This window comes from Rhodopseudomonas sp. RCAM05734 (genome assembly GCF_052658035.1).
The window spans coordinates 5,634,819-5,652,828 of sequence record NZ_CP199742.1 but is presented as its reverse complement, the minus strand read 5'-3'; the positions used below and the strand labels follow the sequence as shown (position 1 = coordinate 5,652,828).

The 18,010-nt window shown below is 64.3% G+C and carries 19 protein-coding genes and 1 pseudogene; 15 read left to right on the top strand and 5 right to left on the bottom strand.

Features of this window, described 5'->3' with window-relative positions; translation table 11 throughout:
* The first annotated feature begins 242 nt into the window (after positions 1-242).
* Complete coding sequence (locus ACUXVA_RS27015; RefSeq protein WP_445489206.1) at positions 243-1,232, top strand: sugar-binding protein; 990 nt, start codon at positions 243-245, stop codon at positions 1,230-1,232.
* 69 nt (positions 1,233-1,301) lie between these two features.
* On the opposite strand, the gene fliP is transcribed toward ACUXVA_RS27015, so the two are convergent.
* Positions 1,302-2,057 carry a flagellar type III secretion system pore protein FliP gene (gene fliP, locus ACUXVA_RS27010; RefSeq protein ID WP_265082853.1) on the bottom strand — a complete coding sequence of 252 codons (756 nt, stop codon included), beginning with the start codon at positions 2,055-2,057 and terminating at the stop codon, positions 1,302-1,304.
* Positions 2,054-3,066, bottom strand: a pseudogene (locus ACUXVA_RS27005) (flagellar biosynthetic protein FliO). The gene fliP and the pseudogene ACUXVA_RS27005 overlap by 4 nt, the downstream one beginning before the upstream one ends.
* A gap of 382 nt (positions 3,067-3,448) precedes the next feature.
* Between ACUXVA_RS27005 and flgB the strand changes: the two are divergent.
* The 11 genes from flgB (at position 3,449) to ACUXVA_RS26950 (ending at position 13,661) form a co-directional block, all read left to right on the top strand.
* Positions 3,449-3,856 carry a flagellar basal body rod protein FlgB gene (gene flgB, locus ACUXVA_RS27000; protein WP_265082854.1) on the top strand — a complete coding sequence of 136 codons (408 nt, stop codon included), beginning with the start codon at positions 3,449-3,451 and terminating at the stop codon, positions 3,854-3,856.
* Between the two features lie 40 nt (positions 3,857-3,896).
* Complete coding sequence (gene flgC, locus ACUXVA_RS26995; RefSeq protein WP_265082855.1) at positions 3,897-4,322, top strand: flagellar basal body rod protein FlgC; 426 nt, start codon at positions 3,897-3,899, stop codon at positions 4,320-4,322.
* 16 nt (positions 4,323-4,338) lie between these two features.
* A complete protein-coding gene (fliE, locus tag ACUXVA_RS26990) occupies positions 4,339-4,662 on the top strand; it encodes a flagellar hook-basal body complex protein FliE (RefSeq protein WP_265082856.1) in 324 nt (107 codons plus the stop codon).
* Positions 4,663-4,787: 125 nt separating this feature from the next.
* Positions 4,788-5,051 carry a flagellar biosynthesis protein FliQ gene (gene fliQ / locus ACUXVA_RS26985; protein WP_265082857.1) on the top strand — a complete coding sequence of 88 codons (264 nt, stop codon included), beginning with the start codon at positions 4,788-4,790 and terminating at the stop codon, positions 5,049-5,051.
* The gene (fliR, locus tag ACUXVA_RS26980) at positions 5,051-5,842 is read left to right on the top strand and encodes a flagellar biosynthetic protein FliR (RefSeq protein ID WP_445489202.1); all 792 of its coding nucleotides are present in this window, start codon (positions 5,051-5,053) and stop codon (positions 5,840-5,842) included. The genes fliQ and fliR overlap by 1 nt, the downstream gene beginning before the upstream one ends.
* A 26-nt stretch (positions 5,843-5,868) precedes the next feature.
* Positions 5,869-6,945, top strand: coding sequence for a flagellar biosynthesis protein FlhB (gene flhB / locus ACUXVA_RS26975; RefSeq protein WP_265082859.1), 1,077 nt, complete (start codon positions 5,869-5,871; stop codon positions 6,943-6,945).
* Positions 6,946-7,105: 160 nt separating this feature from the next.
* Positions 7,106-9,670: a cell cycle histidine kinase CckA gene (gene cckA / locus ACUXVA_RS26970; protein WP_445489199.1), complete on the top strand. Its 2,565-nt coding sequence runs from the start codon at positions 7,106-7,108 to the stop codon at positions 9,668-9,670.
* A 258-nt stretch (positions 9,671-9,928) separates the two neighbouring features.
* A complete protein-coding gene (locus ACUXVA_RS26965; RefSeq protein ID WP_445489197.1) occupies positions 9,929-10,828 on the top strand; it encodes a glycosyltransferase in 900 nt (299 codons plus the stop codon).
* 212 nt (positions 10,829-11,040) lie between these two features.
* On the top strand, positions 11,041-12,018 hold the full coding sequence (locus ACUXVA_RS26960; RefSeq protein ID WP_265082862.1) for a Tim44 domain-containing protein: 978 nt from the start codon (positions 11,041-11,043) through the stop codon (positions 12,016-12,018).
* 186 nt (positions 12,019-12,204) lie between these two features.
* Complete coding sequence (locus tag ACUXVA_RS26955) at positions 12,205-12,876, top strand: lectin (RefSeq protein WP_265083635.1); 672 nt, start codon at positions 12,205-12,207, stop codon at positions 12,874-12,876.
* A 77-nt stretch (positions 12,877-12,953) separates the two neighbouring features.
* Complete coding sequence (locus ACUXVA_RS26950) at positions 12,954-13,661, top strand: glutathione S-transferase (protein ID WP_445489195.1); 708 nt, start codon at positions 12,954-12,956, stop codon at positions 13,659-13,661.
* Between the two features lie 84 nt (positions 13,662-13,745).
* Here the strand turns inward: ACUXVA_RS26950 and ACUXVA_RS26945 are convergent, their stop codons facing one another.
* Positions 13,746-13,934: a hypothetical protein gene (locus ACUXVA_RS26945; protein WP_265082864.1), complete on the bottom strand. Its 189-nt coding sequence runs from the start codon at positions 13,932-13,934 to the stop codon at positions 13,746-13,748.
* Positions 13,935-14,106: 172 nt separating this feature from the next.
* Positions 14,107-14,568 (bottom strand): hypothetical protein, encoded by a 462-nt coding sequence (locus tag ACUXVA_RS26940; RefSeq protein ID WP_445489192.1) that lies wholly within the window; start codon positions 14,566-14,568, stop codon positions 14,107-14,109.
* Between the two features lie 84 nt (positions 14,569-14,652).
* Here ACUXVA_RS26940 and ACUXVA_RS26935 point away from each other — a divergent pair, with 84 nt between their 5' ends.
* The 3 genes from ACUXVA_RS26935 (at position 14,653) to ACUXVA_RS26925 (ending at position 16,945) form a co-directional block, all read left to right on the top strand.
* Positions 14,653-14,874, top strand: a complete 222-nt coding sequence (locus tag ACUXVA_RS26935; protein ID WP_265082866.1) for a hypothetical protein — start codon at positions 14,653-14,655, stop codon at positions 14,872-14,874.
* 9 nt (positions 14,875-14,883) lie between these two features.
* Positions 14,884-15,171 (top strand): type II toxin-antitoxin system RelE/ParE family toxin, encoded by a 288-nt coding sequence (locus ACUXVA_RS26930; protein WP_445489190.1) that lies wholly within the window; start codon positions 14,884-14,886, stop codon positions 15,169-15,171.
* A gap of 121 nt (positions 15,172-15,292) precedes the next feature.
* Entirely contained in the window at positions 15,293-16,945 is a 1,653-nt protein-coding gene (locus ACUXVA_RS26925; RefSeq protein ID WP_445489188.1) for a fumarate hydratase, read from the top strand.
* Between the two features lie 34 nt (positions 16,946-16,979).
* Here ACUXVA_RS26925 and ACUXVA_RS26920 read toward each other — a convergent pair whose 3' ends face one another.
* The gene (locus tag ACUXVA_RS26920) at positions 16,980-17,948 is read right to left on the bottom strand and encodes an SH3 domain-containing protein (RefSeq protein ID WP_445489186.1); all 969 of its coding nucleotides are present in this window, start codon (positions 17,946-17,948) and stop codon (positions 16,980-16,982) included.
* Positions 17,949-18,010 lie beyond the last annotated feature (62 nt).

The window sequence follows — 18,010 nt, the reverse complement described above, 5'->3', positions numbered from 1 at the left end:
CGTTACGGTCGGGTCACTTCGAGCAGGTTCGGATGCTTGGGATTGCGCGGCTCCTCCGTTGGATGTCGCGTTTCCTTTGCATCTCTTATTGTTCGATCGCGCGCCGTTGCAGTCCCGGACATCAGGTCAGGCGCCGTGCCGCGGGGCCTTTCTGCGATGTCCGTCGGCGGACGCGGCTGCATCCATCCGGTCGACGTAATTTTCAAACGGACGAATGAACGTCCGCGGCAAGGGAGGACTGCATGAAATTGTTGTGGGCGTTGGCCGTTGGGGCGCTGACTCTGTCGGCGCAATCCGCGATGGCGCAAAAAAAGCAGTTGGTCATCGTGGTGAAGGGGCTCGACAATCCGTTCTTCGAAGCGATCAATCAGGGCTGCCAGAAGTGGAACAAGGAGAATGCCAGTTCCCCTTATAATTGTTTCTACACCGGGCCGGCTTCGACCTCGGACGAGGCGGGAGAGGCGCAGATCGTGCAGGACATGCTGGGCAAGCCTGACACGGTGGCGATCGCGATATCGCCATCCAACGCGCCGTTGATCGCCAATGCCATCAAGGCCGCCAAGCCCAAGATTCCGGTGATGACGCTGGATGCCGATCTCAAGAAGGAAGATGTCGGTTTACGCAAGACCTATCTCGGAACCGACAACTACATGATGGGATTCCGTCTTGGCGAGTATCTCAAGAAGGCCAAGCCGAAAGGCGGCACCGTCTGCCTGATCGAGGGCAACGCGGCGGCAGACAACATCCTGCGGCGCGCGAGCGGGTCCCGTGATGCCCTTTCGGGACAGAAGGGGCTGGACCGGCTCAAGGGAGAGGGCGGCTGGACGGAGGTCGCCGGCTGCCCGGTCTTCACCAATGACGACGGTCCGCGCGGCGTCCAGGCCATGTCGGACATCCTGACGGCGAATCCGAAGCTCGATGCCTTTGTGATCGAGGGCGGCTGGCCCTTGTTCGGTGCGCCGCAGCCGTACCGGCAGCTCACCGATCAGTACAAGGCGCGTATCGCCAGCAAGGATCTGGTGATCGTCGCCGCCGATACGATCGGCGACGAGGTGGCCATGGCCAAGGAAGGGCGGGTCGAGGCTCTGGTGGGGCAGCGGCCGTTCGAGATGGGCTACAAGGCGCCGTCGGTGATGATTGACTTGATCGAGGGCAAGAAGGTGGACGACCCGGTCTTCACCGGCCTCGACGAGTGCACCAGGGAGACCGCGGACACCTGCATCCAGAAATAGTCTGGACCGCCGTAGTGCGATCAGCGGCTCTCGCGCCTCGCGCGGGAGCCGTCTGCCGTCTGCGACGACCTAGCCGCTGTAGCTCTGCACCAGGCTGCCGGCGACCAGCGACCAGCCGTCTACCAGCACGAAGAAGATCAGCTTGAACGGCAGCGACACCACCGCCGGCGGCAGCATCATCATGCCCATCGACATCAGCACCGAGGCGACCACGAGGTCGATGATCAGGAACGGCAGGAACAGCAGGAATCCGATCTCGAAGGCGCGCTTCAGTTCGGAGATCATGAAGGCCGGCACCAGGATCCGCAGCGACATGTCGTCGGGCGTCGCCGGGATCGGTTCGCCGGACAGATCCATGAACAGCTTGAGGTCCTTTTCGCGCACGTTCTTCTGCATGAAGCCGCGCAGCGGCACGGCGGCGCGCACCAGCGCCTGCTCGACGGTGATCTCGTTGGCGACCAGCGGCTTGATGCCGTCGTCATAGGCCTTCTGCAGCACTGGCCCCATCACGAAGGCGGTGAGGAACATCGCCAGCGCGATGATCACGGAGTTCGGTGGCGCGGTCGCCGTGCCCATGGCGGTGCGCAGCAGCGACAGCACCACCACGATGCGCGTGAACGACGTCATCATGATCAGGATGGACGGCGCGATCGACAGTACCGTCAGCAGCGCGATCATCTGGATCGCGCGTTCGGTGACGCCGCCACCGCCCGCGCCGCCGAGATTGATGCTGATATCCTGCGCCGATGCCGGACCGATCAGCAATCCGGCGGCAGTCAAAGTGAGGAGGAATAATACTCTACGCGGGATGGATGCCGATCTCACGAAAGGTTCTTTGGCCGTCCCAGCAGGGACGCCATCTCGTCTTCAAGGTTTTCAAAGCCGGTCTTGACCGAAGGTGCCGCGACCGGAGGTGCCAGCGACGGCTCATTGCGCGTCGGGGGCGTGACCTGGACGTCGCTGGAGCGCGGGGCGGGGCGGTTCATCGGTGGCTCGGGCGCGACCGGCGGCGCGCCGACCCGCGGTTCGGCAGGCTCGGTGCGGGCTTCGCCAGCGGGCCGCCGCAAGGCGGCCTCGAGGCGCTGCGCCATGTCGGCCAGATTCTGGTCGGCGCTCGAAACGGGGGCAGCCACAGCCGGCGCCGGGGGGCGGGCGGTGGCACCGGTGCAGTCGCGCGCTCCGGTGCCCGCAGCGGAGCAGTCCGCACCGGGGGCTCGGCGGCGCGCGTCGGACGCGGCATCATCGGCTCGCTACGCGGCATCGGAGATTCGCTGCGTGGCACGGGCCGCGGCGGCAACGGCTCGCTGCGTGGCTCGATCCGCGGCTCCGGGCGTACCAGCGGTTCCGGGGTGAATCCGGCCAGCGGTTCCGGGCGCCGTTCCGGCAGCGCCGGCGTCGGGCGGCGCGGTTCGTCGATAAAGGAGGGCCGCGCCGGTCGCGGCGGCAGTTCCGGCAGACTCGGCTCGGCATGATCGTGGCCGGCGTCGCTGTCCGCCCAGTTGGCCGCCTCCGATGCCGGCGGCAGCCGCGTCTGTTCGCCGGTGCGCGACTGCTGGTCGCGCCCGGGCATGGCGCGCACGATATTGGGTTCCACCACGATGTCGGTGGGACCGCCGATCATCAGCAGATGTTCGACATTGTCGCGACGCACCAGAACCAGCCGGCGACGGCCATCCACGGCGGCAGCGTCGATCACGGCAAGGCGCGGCATCCGCCCGCGGCTTGCATTCGCTCCCAGGCGGTTGCCAGCAAAGCGGCGGACCAGCCAGGCGGCGAGCCCGATCAGCGCCAGCACGACCACGAAGGCGAAGAAAAATGTCAGCGGTGTCTGCATGTCTAGTCCCCAGCAAATAGTGCCGTTGCCCCCGCAGCAATCCGGCGCATGCTGACCGGACGGTTCCGGCAACGCCAAACGCAGCGTGAATCACGCCCTATCTGTTAACACCAAGCGGCAAAAACTGCCGTTTGACCAACAATAAACTATGAATCGCCCCAGCCAAAACGACTTCTGGCGCCCGGTCGTTCGGCTCGGGCCATGGTTAACGCACCAATTCGGGCGAAAAAGCGTTGGTCGGTCCGCCGAGCCGATGTTTTGCAGCTCCCTATGCCGTTTCGGGACACATCCGCGGCTCAAATTAACCGAACGTTAACCATGAGGACGGCAAATTCTGCCTACCTCAGGGGCCGGCGCCCGGAGATCACAGGGAGAGCAGCCGATGGCCATCAGCGATCTACCCGAGTTGGCGGCGTTGCGCACCAAGATGCAGTGGCATCAGGAGCGCCAGCGCGTGCTCGCGGAGAACATCTCCAATTCGGATACGCCGAATTTCAAGCCGCGCGACCTCGTGGAACCCAAATTCGATAACGCCGGCAACAATGTAGGCGGCGGCATGGGCGCTCTCCCGATGATGCGTGCCGACGGCACCAACATCATCCCGGCCGGGGCCAGCAGCAGCTTCGGGGCGGGGCGCCCCCGCGGTTACGAGACCCGGCCCTCCAGCAATGCCGTCAATATCGAGGACGAAATGCTCAAGGTGTCCGCCAACCAGATGGACTACGCGGCGGCGACCTCGCTCTACACCCGCAGCCTCGGCCTGCTGAAAACCGCCATCGGCAAACGCTGATGGTCAAGGACCGTAGCAAGGATCCCAGGAAGCTCACGCCATGACCGACAACAGCAGCGACTTCGCCAGATCGATGGGCATCGCGACGTCCGGCCTGCGCGCCCAGGCCGGACGCATGCGGGTCATCTCGGAGAACATCGCCAACGCAGAATCGACCTCGGCGACGGCGGGCGGCGATCCGTATCGTCGCAAGGTGCCGACCTTCGTCTCCGAATTGGACCGCACGCTGGATGCCAAGGTGGTGTCGATGGGCCGCGTCCGGCCCGACAACTCGGCCTTCCGCATGAAGTACGAGCCCAGCAATCCATCCGCCGACGCCGCCGGCAACGTCAAATATCCCAACGTCAATCCGTTGATTGAAATGACCGACATGCGGGAAGCGCAGCGGTCCTACGAGGCGAACCTCAACATCATCAGCGCGACCCGCCGGATGATCCAGCGCACGCTCGATATTCTCAAGGCCTGAACAGGAAACCTGAGCCATGGTATCACCGACAGTCGCAAGCAACGCCTATGCAAGCCTCGCCCGCATCATGGACTCCGCCGGCAGCGCCGGCATGGGAGTCGGCAAGACCGCTGACAGCGGCGGTCAATCGTTCGGCGCGATGCTCAAGGATGCCATCGGCAGCGTTATGGACGCCGGCCGCAAGTCCGACCATCAGGCCATGGCGATGGCCTCGGGCAAGGCCAATGTCATGGATGTGGTGACCGCGGTGGCCGAGACCGACGTCGCGGTATCGACCCTGGTGTCGGTGCGCGATCGGGTCATCCAGTCCTACGAAGACATCATGAAGATGTCGATCTAGCTCTGCCTCATCCTGAGGAGCGGCCGCTTGGCCGCGTCTCGAAGGATGGGCGACACATCTCATGGTTCGAGACGCGCGAAGACGCGCTCCCACCGTGACGACCGAGTGATGCAAGGAATATCCCAATGACTGGCGCTGAAACCCTCGACCTCGCGCGCGACGCTGTCTGGACCATCGTGATCGTCTCGTCGCCGCTGATGGTGGTCGGCCTGGTGGTCGGCGTCGTGGTGTCGCTGGTGCAGGCGTTGACCCAGATCCAGGAGCAGACGCTGGTGTTCGTGCCAAAGATCCTGGCCATCTTTGCCACCCTGATCCTGGCGCTTCCGTTCATGTCGGATGCGCTGCAAAGCTATATGATGCGCATATCGTCCCGAATCATCGGTGGCTGATGCACCTGTTCGAGCCCCCATGCGAGATCGACGTCTCGCTTCTGCCCGCGCTCGCCGCCGCTTTCATGCTGGTGTTCGCTCGCGTCGGCGCGATGGTGATGCTGATGCCGGGGCTTGGCGAGGCCAATATCCCGGTGCGCGCCAAGCTGTCGATCGCGCTGGCGCTGACCCTTGTCATCCTGCCGCTGCACCAAGCTGATTTTCGCGTCGACATGGGGTCCATGGTGCCGCTGCTGGTTCTGATGCTGCAGGAAATCATCATCGGTATCGTGCTGGGTGCCACGGCGCGGGTGACGCTGTCGGCGCTGCAGGTCGCGGGCATGGTCATCGCCCAGCAGCTCGGCCTCGGCTTCGTCAGCTCGATCGATCCGACCCAGGGTCAGCAGGGCGTGCTGGTGGGCAATTTCCTGACCCTGCTTGGCATCAGCATGCTTTTCGCCACCGACAGCCACCATCTGGTGATCGCCGCGCTGAATGACAGCTACAAGATCTTCTCGCCGGGTGAGGTGATGCCGTCAGGCGACGTCGCCGCCCTCGCCACCCGGGCCTTCTCCGCGGCCTTCAAGATCGGCATTCGGCTGTCGGCGCCGTTCCTCGTGTTTGGCCTGGTGTTCAACATGGGGCTCGGCGTGCTGGCAAAGCTGATGCCGCAGATGCAGGTCTATTTCGTCGGCGTACCGCTCTCGATCATGGTCGGTCTGATGATCTTCGCGGCGGTGCTGTCGACGATCATGGGCACCTATCTCGACTACTTTGTCGGTGTCCTGCACCAGATGATGCCGCTCACCTGAACGTCACGTCCCTGAAAGCATGAACGATGTCTGACGACAGCGACTCAGAGAAAACACAGGACCCTACGCAAAAGCGGCTCGACGACGCTCACCAGCGCGGCGATGTCGCCAAAAGCCAAGAGGTCAATACCTGGTTCCTGATGGGCGGCGCCACGCTGGTGCTGTCGTCGTTCGGCGGCTCGATCGGCACCGGCCTGGAAATGCCGATGCGCAACCTGATCGCCAATTCCTGGATGATCAGGACCGACGGGCCGGGCCTGCTGCAACTGGCGCAGAGCCTGTGCCTGGCGGTGTTTGTGGCCCTCGCCATGCCGTTCCTGTTCCTGATCGTGTCGGCGCTGGCCGGCAACCTGATCCAGCATCGCTTCGTGTGGTCGGCCGAGTCCCTGACGCCGAAATTCAGCAAGCTGTCGCCGATGGCCGGGTTCAAACGCATCTTCGGCAAGCAGGCGGGGGCCACCTTCCTCAAAGGACTGTTCAAGCTGATCGCGCTCGGCGCGGTGATGTGCGCGGTGCTGTGGCCGGAGCGTCATCGCATGGACGCCATGATCCGGCTCGACCCCGCGGTGATCATGGGCGTGACCATAACGCTGGCGCTGCAGCTGATGGGGGCCGTGGTTGTGATGCTGACGGCGATCGCCATCGCCGACTTCTTCTTCCAGTACCGCACCTGGTACGAAAAGCAGAAGATGTCGCTGCAGGAGGTCAAGGACGAACACAAGCAGTCGGAAGGCGATCCCCACATCAAGGGCAAGATCCGCCAGCTTCGCCATCAGCGGATGAAGAAGCGCATGATGGCCGCGGTGCCCAAGGCATCGGTGATCATCACCAACCCGACCCACTACGCCGTGGCCCTGTCCTACGAACGCGGCATGACCGCGCCGATCTGCGTGGCCAAGGGCGTCGATGCCGTGGCGCTCAAGATCAGGGAGATCGCCGGCGTCCACGACATCCCGATCGTCGAGAACGTGCCGCTGGCGCGGGCGCTCTACGCAGTGGTGAAAATCGACGAGGAAATCCCCGTGGAGCACTACCATGCCGTCGCCGAAATCATCGGCTATGTCATGGGTCTGAAGCGCGGCCTGTCCGGGCGCCGGACGTGACGGGACGATATTGGCCGGATTCGTGCCCGTCTGGGCCGCAAATGAGGGGATTGGCGGCAAATGACCCCATGTGGCGCTTGCGCTTGCCGGTCCGATTGAGGCACTCAGGAGAGCGCGCGCTGGCGTGCTGCAACCCATTCAACAGGCCGCAAATCGTCCGATGACCGCCGAGACTGACCACGATCTCCCGCACACGTCGATGACGACGCAGGAGCCGGCCCGGCGCAGCGGCAGCATCCTGCTGGTGCTCCTGATCGCCGGCGCCATCATCGCCGCGGCGGTGGCCTTCATGACGCTCGGGCGCACCCAGGCGCAGCCCTACATTCTGGGAACGCTGGCCCTGCTGGCGATGGTCGGGCTGTTCACGCTGTTCGCCTTTGCGGCCGGGATCGTCCGCTTCGCAGACCGCTCCGCCGACGATCCGATGATGCGCTCGGTGACCGATCACGCCTTCGACGGCATTGCGGTGACCGATGCACGCGGCCACGTCGTTTACGCTAACGCCGCCTATCTGGCCCTCACCGGGGCCACCTCGGTGCAGGATGCCCGTCCGGTGGAGCGGGTCTTCATCGGCAATCCCGACGTCTCCGAGGCGGTGTTCCGGCTGCTCAAGGCGGCCCGCGAGGGCAAGCGGCAGCAGGAGGAGGTGCGCGTCACCACCGGCGACGGAACCCATGGCCGCTGGCTGCGGATGCGGGTCCGTGCACTCGGCGCCAGCAAGCGCGAAGCGCGGTCCGCCGTATGGAGCATTGCCGACATCACCCGCGACCGCGAACGCCAGGAAGACGTCTTCCAGGAACTGCAGCACGCCATCGAATATCTCGATCACGCGCCGTGCGGTTTCTTCTCGGTCAATCCCAAGGGCGAGCTGGTGTATGTCAACGCTACGCTGGCCAATTGGCTCGACCACGATCTGGCGGAAATCGGCTCCGGCGGATTGAAGCTCACCGACATCGTGTCCGGCGACGGCGCCTCGCTGTTGACCTCGATCGTGCCGGTGCCCGGCGAAGTCAAAACCGAAGTGTTCGACATCGACCTGCGGATGCGCAACGGCAAGACCATGCCGGTGCGGCTCTATCACAAGCTGGCCTTCGGCGCTGACGGCGTGGCCGGCGCCTCGCGCACGCTGGTGATCAGCCGCGCCCGCGACGAACGCTCGGATCCGCAGCGCGCCGCCGAGGTGCGCTTCATGCGCTTCTTCGACCACACGCCGATGGCGATCGCGACGGTGGATCGCGCGGGCACGGTGGTGCGCGGCAATGCCCGCTTCGCCAAGCTGGCGCAGAGCCTGAGCGCGTCGGGCGCGGTCAACAAGTCGATCCTCGCCGCGGTCAGCGATCGCGACCGCAGCCTGCTGATCTCGGCTATCGGCCACGCCGCCGAAGGGCAGGGCGATATCCCGCCGGTGGAAGCGCTGCTGGAAGGTGCCAAGGAGCGTTGGGGCCAGTTCTTCGTCACCGCCGTCGAGGAAGACGAGCGCGAGACCGAAGCCGCCATCGTCTACATGCTGGAGACCACCGAGCGGCGCACGCTGGAAAACCAGATCAACCAGTCACAGAAGATGGACATGGTCGGCCAACTTGCCGGCGGCATTGCCCATGACTTCAACAACGTGCTGTCGGCCATCATGATGGCCAACGACTTCCTGCTGAACGCGCACAAGCCGACCGACCCGTCGTTCCAGGACATCATGCAGATCAAGCAGAATGCCACGCGCGCCGCGACGCTGGTGCGGCGGCTGCTGGCATTCTCGCGCCGCCAGACGCTACGGCCGCAGGTGCTGCATCTCGGCGACGCGCTCTCCGATCTCACCATGCTGCTGCGCCGCCTGATCGGCGAGAAGGTCAAGCTCGATCTGGTGCATGGCCGCGACCTGTGGCCGGTGAAGGTCGACGTCTCCCAGTTCGAGCAGGTCATCGTCAACCTTGCGGTCAATGCGCGCGACGCGATGCCTGACGGCGGCACGCTGACGGTGCGCACCGTGAACGTCCCGGTGCAGGAGATCGAGCGCCTGTCCTACAAGGGCATGCCGCCCTCGGACTACGTCCGCATCGACGTCAGCGACACCGGGACCGGTATTCCCGCCGATATCGTCGACAAGATCTTCGAACCGTTCTTCTCGACCAAGGAAGTCGGCAAGGGCACCGGCCTCGGGCTCTCGACGGTCTACGGGATCGTCAAGCAGACCGGCGGCTTCATCTACGTGGACTCCGAAGCCAACAGGGGCACCACGTTCCGGATCTTCCTGCCGCGCCATCATCAGGAAAAGGAAGTTGCGCCCGAGCCCACGCCGATCGCTCCAGCGGCCAAGGAAGCGCCGGCCGAGACCAAGCCGCGCGATGCCGATCTCACCGGGCAGGGCACCATCCTGCTGGTCGAAGACGAGGAGGGGCTGCGCTCGCTCAATGCCCGTGGATTGCGCTCGCGCGGCTATACCGTGGTCGAAGCCTCCAACGGCATCGAGGCCATGGAAGTGCTGGAGGAACAGGACGGGGCGGTCGATCTGGTGGTGTCCGACGTGGTGATGCCGGAGATGGACGGGCCGACGCTGCTCAAGGAAATGCGCGCCCGCAATCCCAACCTCAAGATCATCTTCGTCTCGGGCTATGCCGAAGAGGCGTTCGAGAAGAGCCTGCCGGAGAACGAACAGTTCGCCTTCCTGGCGAAGCCGTTCGCGCTCAGCGCGTTGATTGCCAAGGTGAAGGAAACCATGGGGCCGAGCTAGTTCAAGCTCGGCAGGCCTCCCGTTGCTGCGCGTCCGAGACTGACGGATAGCAGCGGTCCGGGGCGATCGATGGCGGGAGCGACGGTCTGCTGCATGGCGGCAAGCGTGGCGCGCTCATTACAGCTTCTTCATGTTCCAGCAATTCAGAGCAACCAAAACGTCAAAGTATTGTCGCGGGAGGCGGAGGCCTTGGGCACGTCCAGTGTCGTGGGTTCGTGTCGGACTGCGCGCGCTTTCGATATGTCTGGAGCCATTGCAATGGGTATAAGCCTGATCCGGCTGCTTCGCGCGATCTATCGCGTGACAATCGGAAAGCTGTTCCCGTGCCTGTTCAAGTACATGTGTCTTCTGGTGTTCAAGGATGAGTATCTTCGTCTCCAGCAGCAAAGCGAACGCTTTGCCACAAAGCTGGAATTACTCGAGAGGGGCCTCGTCGAGATATTCGATCACAGCCGCACAACACGGCCTAAGCTCGACGCGACAAGCGATGCACCTGCGATCTCCGTGATCATGCCGACGTATAACCGCGCGCACTGCATCGAAGATGCTATCCGGAGCATCGTTGCCCAACACTTCCAGAATTGGGAATTGATCGTGGTCGATGATGGCAGCACCGACATGACTCACGAGATTCTTGCACCGTATCTGCACGACGGTCGTGTCGTCTCTATCACGCAGCCACACCGCGGCCAGTCGAGTGCGCGCAATCGCGCACTGGCCGCCGCCCGCGGCGGCATCATTGCCTATCTGGACAGCGACAACGTCGCGCTGCCGAACTTTTTGACCGCGGTTGCCGCCGCGTTTGCTGCAGAACCGGAGACCGATTTCATGTACGGAGCGCTCCTCACGCGACACCACGGCGACGCGGGCGGCGCATTGGTGTTCGAGCCCTTCAACCGCGACATTCTGTTGCGGCAGAATTTCATCGATCTGAACACTGTCGCGCACCGGCGCACATTGTTCGCTCGTTACGGCGGGTTCGATGAGTCGCTCGAACGGCTGACCGACTGGGATCTTGCCCTGCGCTACACGGCGCACCTGCCGGCGCGCCCGCTCCCGGTCGTCGCTGCGCAATGCCGCTCTCGCGACAGCTCCCGCGTAAGCGACCTCTATCCCCACGAACCGGCCTACCAGAGGGTCCGCGGCAAATGGGCGTGAGATGATCGGCGGCCCCGGCCGCCGGCGGCGATTCCGCGGCCGTATACTGTTCGCCACATATCGGCTACTGCGGTGCGGCAACATTGATCGCGACCAGCCCGCCTGGGCCGCGACCTAGAGCCGCAGCGATTTCGCCCCATGGGTGCTTCCTTTTTAGGCTGGCGTCGCCATGTTAGTCACGCTTCCCCCTGCCGGGGATTGAGGGAATAGCCATGAACTTCACCATACGTACGCGCGGCCTCGTCAAGATGATGGCCGTCGTCCTGTCGGTGGCAATGCCGTTGATGCTCGCACTCTCGTCGGCCGACGCTCGCGTCGGCGGCGGCAGCAGCTCGGGCTCACGCGGCACGCGCACCTTCTCCGCGCCGCCCAGCACCTCCACGGCGCCCAACGCGGCTCAGCCGTTCAACCGCACCATGACCCAGCCGGGCTCGCCCGGCATGAACACCGCACCTGCCGCAGGCGCAGCCGCCAAGGGCGGTTTCTTCAACCGGCCCGGTATGGGAATGCTCGGCGGTCTGGCCGCCGGCTTCCTCGGCGCCGGCCTGCTCGGCATGCTGTTCGGTGGTGGTATGTTCTCGGGCCTCGGCGGTATCTCGTCGATCATCGGCTTGCTGCTGCAGGTCGGCCTGGTGATCATCGTCGTCCGTCTGGCCATGTCGTGGTGGCAGCGTCGCAACCAGACCGCGTCGGCCTATGCCGGCCCGGCGGCTGGACCTGACGTCGGCCCGGGCGCCCAGACCAGCTATCGTACCGGCACCGGTTTCGGCATCGGCGCCAATGCGGCGCCGCTCGAAATCGTCCCGGCCGACTATGAAGCGTTCGAAAAGCTCCTGAGCGATATTCAGGCTGCCTGGTCGGACGAGGACGTGGCCAGGTTGCACACGCTGGCGACCCCCGAAATGGTGTCGTACTTCACCAAGGATCTCGAAGAGAACAAGGCGAAGAACGACATCAACAAGGTGTCGAACGTGAAGTTGCTGCAGGGCGATCTTGCCGAATCCTGGCGCGAAGGCGACACCGACTACGCTTCCGTTGCGATGCGCTTTACGCTGATCGACAAGACGCTCGAGCGCGGTACCAACCGCCTCGTTGCCGGCAGCGAGACGCCCACCGAAGCCACCGAAGTCTGGACCTTCGTGCGGCCGAAGGGTTCGAACTGGGAGCTGTCGGCGATCCAGCAGGCCTGAGGTTCTGCATCATCAAGTTGAGGAAGGCGTCGCGGTTTTTCGCGGCGCCTTTTTCTTTGCACGGATTCAAATTCTGATTCCCGGCAAGCCGGGAATAATCCGCCGACCGCCGTGTTGATCAGTGGCAATGCTGAGTCAATTCAGCATTCATAAAAATCATGGGAGGATACGATGCCTGCACGCTTTATGACGATCTCGCGCCTTGGCCTGTGCGCCGGCGCCCTTGCAGTCAGTCTTGCCGCCGGGAAGCCTGCTGTGGCGCAAGGCGCCGACACCAGCTTCTTTGTCACCAGCATGGGCATCGGCAATGGCGGCAATCTCGGCGGTCTCGCCGGTGCCGACAACCAGTGCCAGACGCTGGCGCAGGCCGCTGGCGCGGGCGCCAGGACGTGGCGCGCTTATCTGTCGACCCAGGCTGCTGACGGCAAGCCGGCGATCAACGCGCGCGATCGCATCGGCGCTGGACCATGGAAAAATGCCAAAGGCGTCGTGATCGCCAAGGACGTCGCCGAATTGCATGGCGCCAACAATCTGTCCAAACAGACCGCCCTGAGCGAAAAGGGCGAGGTCATCAACGGACGCGGCGACACGCCGAACCGCCATGACATCCTGACCGGATCGCAAGCCGACGGCACCGCGTTTGCCGGCACCGAGGACCGTACCTGCAAGAACTGGACGAGCAGCACCCAGGGCTCCGCCATGCTTGGCCATGCCGACCGCACCGGCCTCAACGATGAACCGCCGGCGAAGTCCTGGAACACCTCGCATCCGTCGCGCGGTCCCGATGGCGGCTGCTCCCAGGCCGACCTGAAGAGCACCGGCGGCGATGGGTTGCTGTACTGTTTCGCCACGAATTGACGTGCGCGCCGTAGCCATGAAACGAACCATCGACGCGCGAATCCGTTAATCTCGGATCAGACGCGAAGAGGTTCTGCATGGCTTACGAACTGTACTACTGGCCGACTATCCAGGGCCGCGGCGAATACGTCCGTCTGGCGCTGGAAGAGGCCGGCGCTGACTACAGCGACGTCGCCCGCGGCAAGGGCGGCACGGCGGCGATGATGAAGATGATGGAGGCGAAGGGCGGCACGCCGCCCTTCGCGCCGCCCTTCCTCAAAAGCGGCAGGCTGTTGATCGGCCAGACCGCCAATATCCTGCTCTATCTCGGGGCGCGCCATGGCCTGGCACCGAAGACGGAGGCCGGCCGGCTCTGGGTGCATCAGTTGCGGCTGACGGTCACGGACTTCGTTGCCGAAGTGCACGATACCCATCATCCGATCGCGACCTCGCTGTATTATGAGGACCAGAAAGGGCCGGCAAAGCAACGCGCGGCGGATTTCCTCAAGCAACGGGTGCCGAAATATCTCGGTTACTTCGAGCGGGTGTTGAAGAGCAGCGGCGGGGCATATCTCACCGGGCGGAAGCTCAGCTACGCCGACCTGTCGCTGTTCCAGATCGTCGAGGGCATGCGCTATGCGTTTCCGAAGCGGATGAAGCGCTTCGAGCGGGAGATTCCCGCCTTGATCGCGCTGCATGACCGCGTCGCGACGCGCCCGAATATCAAGGCCTACCTCTCAAGTGAGCGCCGCATCGCCTTCAACGAAGACGGCATCTTCAGGCACTACAAGGCGCTGGATCGCTGAATGCAGGCGCCGACGCGACAACGGCCTCAACCCGAGCGGGCGAGGCCGTTGTCGTTTTGTGCGACGCCGGAGGCGCCGTCGCGATCAGGCGATCTGGTCGATCCGCGTGCCCTGGCCAGGCGGCAAAGGGGCCGGCGGGGTCGGCGGGTTGGTGCGCGCGTCGTCGCGATCGTTGTCCGCTTTCACGTCCCGCACCACATCCGGCGCCTTGGCTTCTACCGGCTGCGGGGGAGCCAGCGGCGGCGACGTGGTGACGCTTGAAATACTGCTCATCAATCCAATCCTCGTTTTCCGGTTCGTATCGGCCGACCTTGGCCCCACGGAAACAACGAGTCATGAATGTGTTCGGTCAACTTGGATCTCAGGCGGTCATTTCGCGGCGATGGTAAACAGCGGGCCGTCGTGGTCGTTAAAATGCCGGTGAAAGCCCGTAGTGAGCTACCGATTACTCGTCCTTGCCGCGCGAGATGGAAATGGCGGCGGCGGTCTTGCTGCGGGTGCAGCGCATGTTGAGGCGGCGGAAGCGTGTGGCGACGTCGTCGCCGCGCAACAGCCCCATGCGGCCGATACAGCGCGTGGCACCTTTCAGCGTGTCGGCTTTTGGAATCGTGAAGACGATGGCCGCGGCGCCGGCCACCAGATCGAAGAACGCCGGCTGCGGCTTGCGGCTGTCGGCTTCGGCAAACAGTTCATTGCTGACGCTGCGGCTGGCGCAGCCGAGCCGGATCTGTTTCGCTGCGGGATGCGAGAGGTAGATCACGTTGGCGGCGGTACGCCCGACGCTGAGGCCGTCGATCTGGCTCTTCGGCTGGCGGGCGAGATCGTCGCAACGGTCGGCGCGGGCCGGCGAGGCGGAAAAGAAGGCAAGCAAAGCGAGCGACGGAAGAAGTGCGGATGTTTTGATCATGGTACCCCCGGGTGCCATCAAACCCTGCGCGAGGGTCCGGCGCAAGATGGTGGAATACGTTGCGCCATATGATAAGCTGCTGCCATGACCAAGCTTCTCGAACTTGCCCTGCGGCAGATCGAACAATTGCCGGATGGCGAGCAGGATGCCGCCGCCGGTGCGCTTCTCGAATACGTCAAGCACCGGCGCGAAGTCCAGTTGACCGACGCGCAGGTAGCCGAGGTGGGGCGTCGCATCGCCGACACCGACCGAAAACTCCTGAGCCTCGAACAAGTGCGCGAACGCATCGCGCGGCTTCGTTCCTGATCCCGCGACATGAAGCTCGTTTTCGATGAACGAGCCGCCGCCGACCTCGACAGCATTTTTGTATGGCTTGCACAGGATAGCCGGATAACCGCAGAACTCGTCATGGACCGGCTTTTCAGCAGCGCTGAAATGTTGACCGTATTCCCCTCAATGGGGCATCCCGGCCGCTTTCCGGGCACGCGGGAGTGGGTGGTTCCGCGGCTACCCTACGTACTGGTCTATGAGATTGACCAGAAGCGCGATCGGATCGTCATAGCCGCGATATTCCACACCGCACAGGATCGCGATCGCGAGTGACGCGTCCCAAACGCCGCCCTGTGGCACCAAATCCTCAAAACTGCCCCCTAGTTTTGAGCGCTTCAAAACGTGGAGAAAAGCGCCTACAAGACCCGAAAACCCGTCCCTTCGAGGCATCCCCATGAACGCCCCCATCGCCATCCCGACCCCGAAAGCCGTCCCGCCCTACAAGCACACGCCGCTGTTTCCGCTGGGGCCGGACACCACGCCCTACCGCAAGATCACCACGGAGGGCGTGCGGGTCGAGAAGGTGCTGGGCAAGGACATGCTGGTGGTGTCGCGCGAGGCGCTCCGGGCGCTGTCCGAAGCGGCGTTCGGCGACATCAACCACTACCTGCGGCCGGGCCATCTGCAGCGGCTGCGCAACATCCTCGACGACTCCGAGGCCAGCCCGAACGACAAGTTCGTGGCCTTCGACTTCCTGAAGAACGCCAACATCGCCGCTGGCGGCGTGCTGCCCATGTGCCAGGACACCGGCACCGCCATCATCATGGGCAAGAAGGGCTCGAACGTGCTGTCCGATGGCGACGACGAGGCCGCGCTCTCGGAGGGCGCCCGCGACGCCTATCTGCGCCGCAACCTGCGCTATTCGCAGGTGGCACCGCTGTCGATGTACGAGGAAAAGAACACCGCCAACAACATGCCGGCGCAGTGCGAGATCTATGCCGAGGGCGATGACGCCTACAAGTTTATGTTCATGGCCAAGGGCGGCGGCAGCGCCAACAAGAGCTTCCTGTTTCAGGCGACGCCCTCGGTGCTGACGAAGGACCGCATGCTGGCCTATCTGAAAGAGAAGATCATGACGCTCGGCACTGCCGCGTGCCCGCCGTACCATCTGGCGATCGTGATCGGCGGCACCTCGGCCGAGTTGTGCATGAAGACGGTGAAGCTGGCTTCCGCCCGCTATCTCGACGCACTGCCGACCACGGGATCGGAGAACGGCAACGCGTTCCGCGATCTGGAGATGGAGCAGGAAATCCTCAAGATGACGCAGGCTTCCGGCGTCGGCGCGCAGTTCGGCGGCAAGTATTTCTGCCACGACGTGCGCGTCATCCGGCTGCCGCGCCACGGCGCGTCGTTGCCGATCGGGCTCGGCGTGTCGTGCTCTGCGGACCGCCAGGTGCTCGGCAAGATCACCAAGGACGGCGTCTATCTAGAGGAACTCGAGCACAATCCGGCGAAGTACCTTCCGGCGGTGGAAGAGGCGCTCGGCGGCGACGTCGTCAAGATCGACCTCAACCAGCCGATGAAGGATATCCTGTCGACGTTGTCGAAGTATCCGACCAAGACCCGGCTGTCGCTCACCGGCACCATGATCGTGGCGCGCGACTCGGCGCACGCCAAGCTGCGCGAGCGCCTGGAAAAGGGCGAGCCGCTGCCCGACTACTTCAAGAACCATCCGGTGTACTATGCCGGCCCGGCTAAGACGCCCGACGGCTACGCCTCCGGTGCGTTCGGCCCGACCACCGCCGGCCGCATGGACTCCTTCGTTGACCTGTTCCAGGCGGCGGGCGGCTCGATGGTGATGGTGGCCAAGGGCAACCGCGCCGTGGCGGTGCGCGAGGCCTGCAAGAAGCACGGCGGCTTCTATCTCGGCTCGATCGGCGGCTCCGCGGCGAATCTCGCCGAGCACTGCATCAAGAAGGTCGAGGTGGTGGAATATCCCGAGCTTGGCATGGAAGCGATCTGGCGCATCGAGGTCGAGGATTTCCCGGCATTCATCATCATCGACGACAAGGGCAACGACTTCTTCAAGGAGCTGAACCTCGGCTGATAGCGAGCCCTCCCGCAATGACGGAGGGCCTGTCTCAACTGCAGTTGGTCACCTGGCTTGAGCACAGCCGCCGCCACCAGCCGCGGACGCCGTCATAGCTTTGCACCAGCGCCCAGAAGCCGCTGCAGGCGAGCAGCTTCTTGGGACCGCCATCGGCGCTGATGGGGCTGCCGCCATCGCCGGTCGCCGGCAGCCATTGCGCGTCGATGTGCGGCGCCTGAAACAGCCCGCCCATGCGGGTGTCGCCATTGGCATAGTTGGCGCCGACCTTGTTCGCCGCGACCCAGCCGCGGCCGGCATAGGGCCTGGGGTGGTTGCGCGGATAGACGCGCGGGTCCTCGTAGTCCTTGCCCGGCGGCGTTGCGCCCTCGATCAGGAACCAGCCATCCTTGAAGCCGAGGATGGTGAACTCCGTCAGCCAGCCGCCGTCGGGGACGTTCTCGCCCTTGCTCTTGAACTTGTACGGCGCCGGCAGCGTGCCTAGCACGGTGGACCTGGCGTCCGGCTGCGCGCGGACGTTGAGGCCCCGGCGATCGGTATCGGCTGTCCAGGCCCGCAGGTCGCACGGCATGACGCCTGCCGGCAAATCGCTGCGCCGCGTCAGCAATTCGGCGTGCAGCACGCGATAGTCTGCCTCGGTGCGCGCGGCGCTGTTCTCGCGCGGGATGTTGCCGGTCAGACCGGGATCGCGCGGGCGAAGCTCGCCGGTCACGGCGGCGAGGCGCCCATCGACGCGTGCCAACGTCGCCACCAGCATGTCGCCGGGCTCGAACGCGCTGGCCGCCGTGGTTGGATTGTTGGCGTCGGCGGGATAGGCGGCGAGGTAGGCGACGGGCGATTCCGCGTTTGCCTTATCAATATGGAACACCTGGCCGGCGACGTAACCGGCGGGCAGCCTCGCAGCGGCGCTGGCGAACCATTCGGGCGTGGTCGGCGGCGCCGGCTGCGCGTGCGCGGCTGCTGCGAGGGTGATGCAAGTCAGGAGAATGGCAAACCGGGTCATGCCCATATGTCGCCCGGTGCGCCGTCAGGTTCGATGGCGTGAAACGACGACAATCGCGGTCC

Excerpts from the sequence above, each read along its gene's own strand:
- fliR (WP_445489202.1), top strand. The coding sequence starts at position 5,051 with ATGCACCTGTTCGAGCCCCCATGCGAGATCGACGTCTCGCTTCTGCCC.
- ACUXVA_RS26945 (WP_265082864.1), bottom strand. The coding sequence starts at position 13,934 with ATGAGCAGTATTTCAAGCGTCACCACGTCGCCGCCGCTGGCTCCCCCG.
- ACUXVA_RS26935 (WP_265082866.1), top strand. The coding sequence starts at position 14,653 with ATGACCAAGCTTCTCGAACTTGCCCTGCGGCAGATCGAACAATTGCCG.
- cckA (WP_445489199.1), top strand. The coding sequence starts at position 7,106 with ATGACCGCCGAGACTGACCACGATCTCCCGCACACGTCGATGACGACG.
- fliE (WP_265082856.1), top strand. The coding sequence starts at position 4,339 with ATGGTATCACCGACAGTCGCAAGCAACGCCTATGCAAGCCTCGCCCGC.
- ACUXVA_RS26960 (WP_265082862.1), top strand. The coding sequence starts at position 11,041 with ATGAACTTCACCATACGTACGCGCGGCCTCGTCAAGATGATGGCCGTC.
- ACUXVA_RS26965 (WP_445489197.1), top strand. The coding sequence starts at position 9,929 with ATGGGTATAAGCCTGATCCGGCTGCTTCGCGCGATCTATCGCGTGACA.
- ACUXVA_RS26940 (WP_445489192.1), bottom strand. The coding sequence starts at position 14,568 with ATGATCAAAACATCCGCACTTCTTCCGTCGCTCGCTTTGCTTGCCTTC.
- fliQ (WP_265082857.1), top strand. The coding sequence starts at position 4,788 with ATGACTGGCGCTGAAACCCTCGACCTCGCGCGCGACGCTGTCTGGACC.
- ACUXVA_RS26920 (WP_445489186.1), bottom strand. The coding sequence starts at position 17,948 with ATGACCCGGTTTGCCATTCTCCTGACTTGCATCACCCTCGCAGCAGCC.
- ACUXVA_RS26925 (WP_445489188.1), top strand. The coding sequence starts at position 15,293 with ATGAACGCCCCCATCGCCATCCCGACCCCGAAAGCCGTCCCGCCCTAC.
- ACUXVA_RS27015 (WP_445489206.1), top strand. The coding sequence starts at position 243 with ATGAAATTGTTGTGGGCGTTGGCCGTTGGGGCGCTGACTCTGTCGGCG.
- flgB (WP_265082854.1), top strand. The coding sequence starts at position 3,449 with ATGGCCATCAGCGATCTACCCGAGTTGGCGGCGTTGCGCACCAAGATG.
- flgC (WP_265082855.1), top strand. The coding sequence starts at position 3,897 with ATGACCGACAACAGCAGCGACTTCGCCAGATCGATGGGCATCGCGACG.
- ACUXVA_RS26955 (WP_265083635.1), top strand. The coding sequence starts at position 12,205 with ATGACGATCTCGCGCCTTGGCCTGTGCGCCGGCGCCCTTGCAGTCAGT.
- ACUXVA_RS26950 (WP_445489195.1), top strand. The coding sequence starts at position 12,954 with ATGGCTTACGAACTGTACTACTGGCCGACTATCCAGGGCCGCGGCGAA.
- flhB (WP_265082859.1), top strand. The coding sequence starts at position 5,869 with ATGTCTGACGACAGCGACTCAGAGAAAACACAGGACCCTACGCAAAAG.
- ACUXVA_RS26930 (WP_445489190.1), top strand. The coding sequence starts at position 14,884 with ATGAAGCTCGTTTTCGATGAACGAGCCGCCGCCGACCTCGACAGCATT.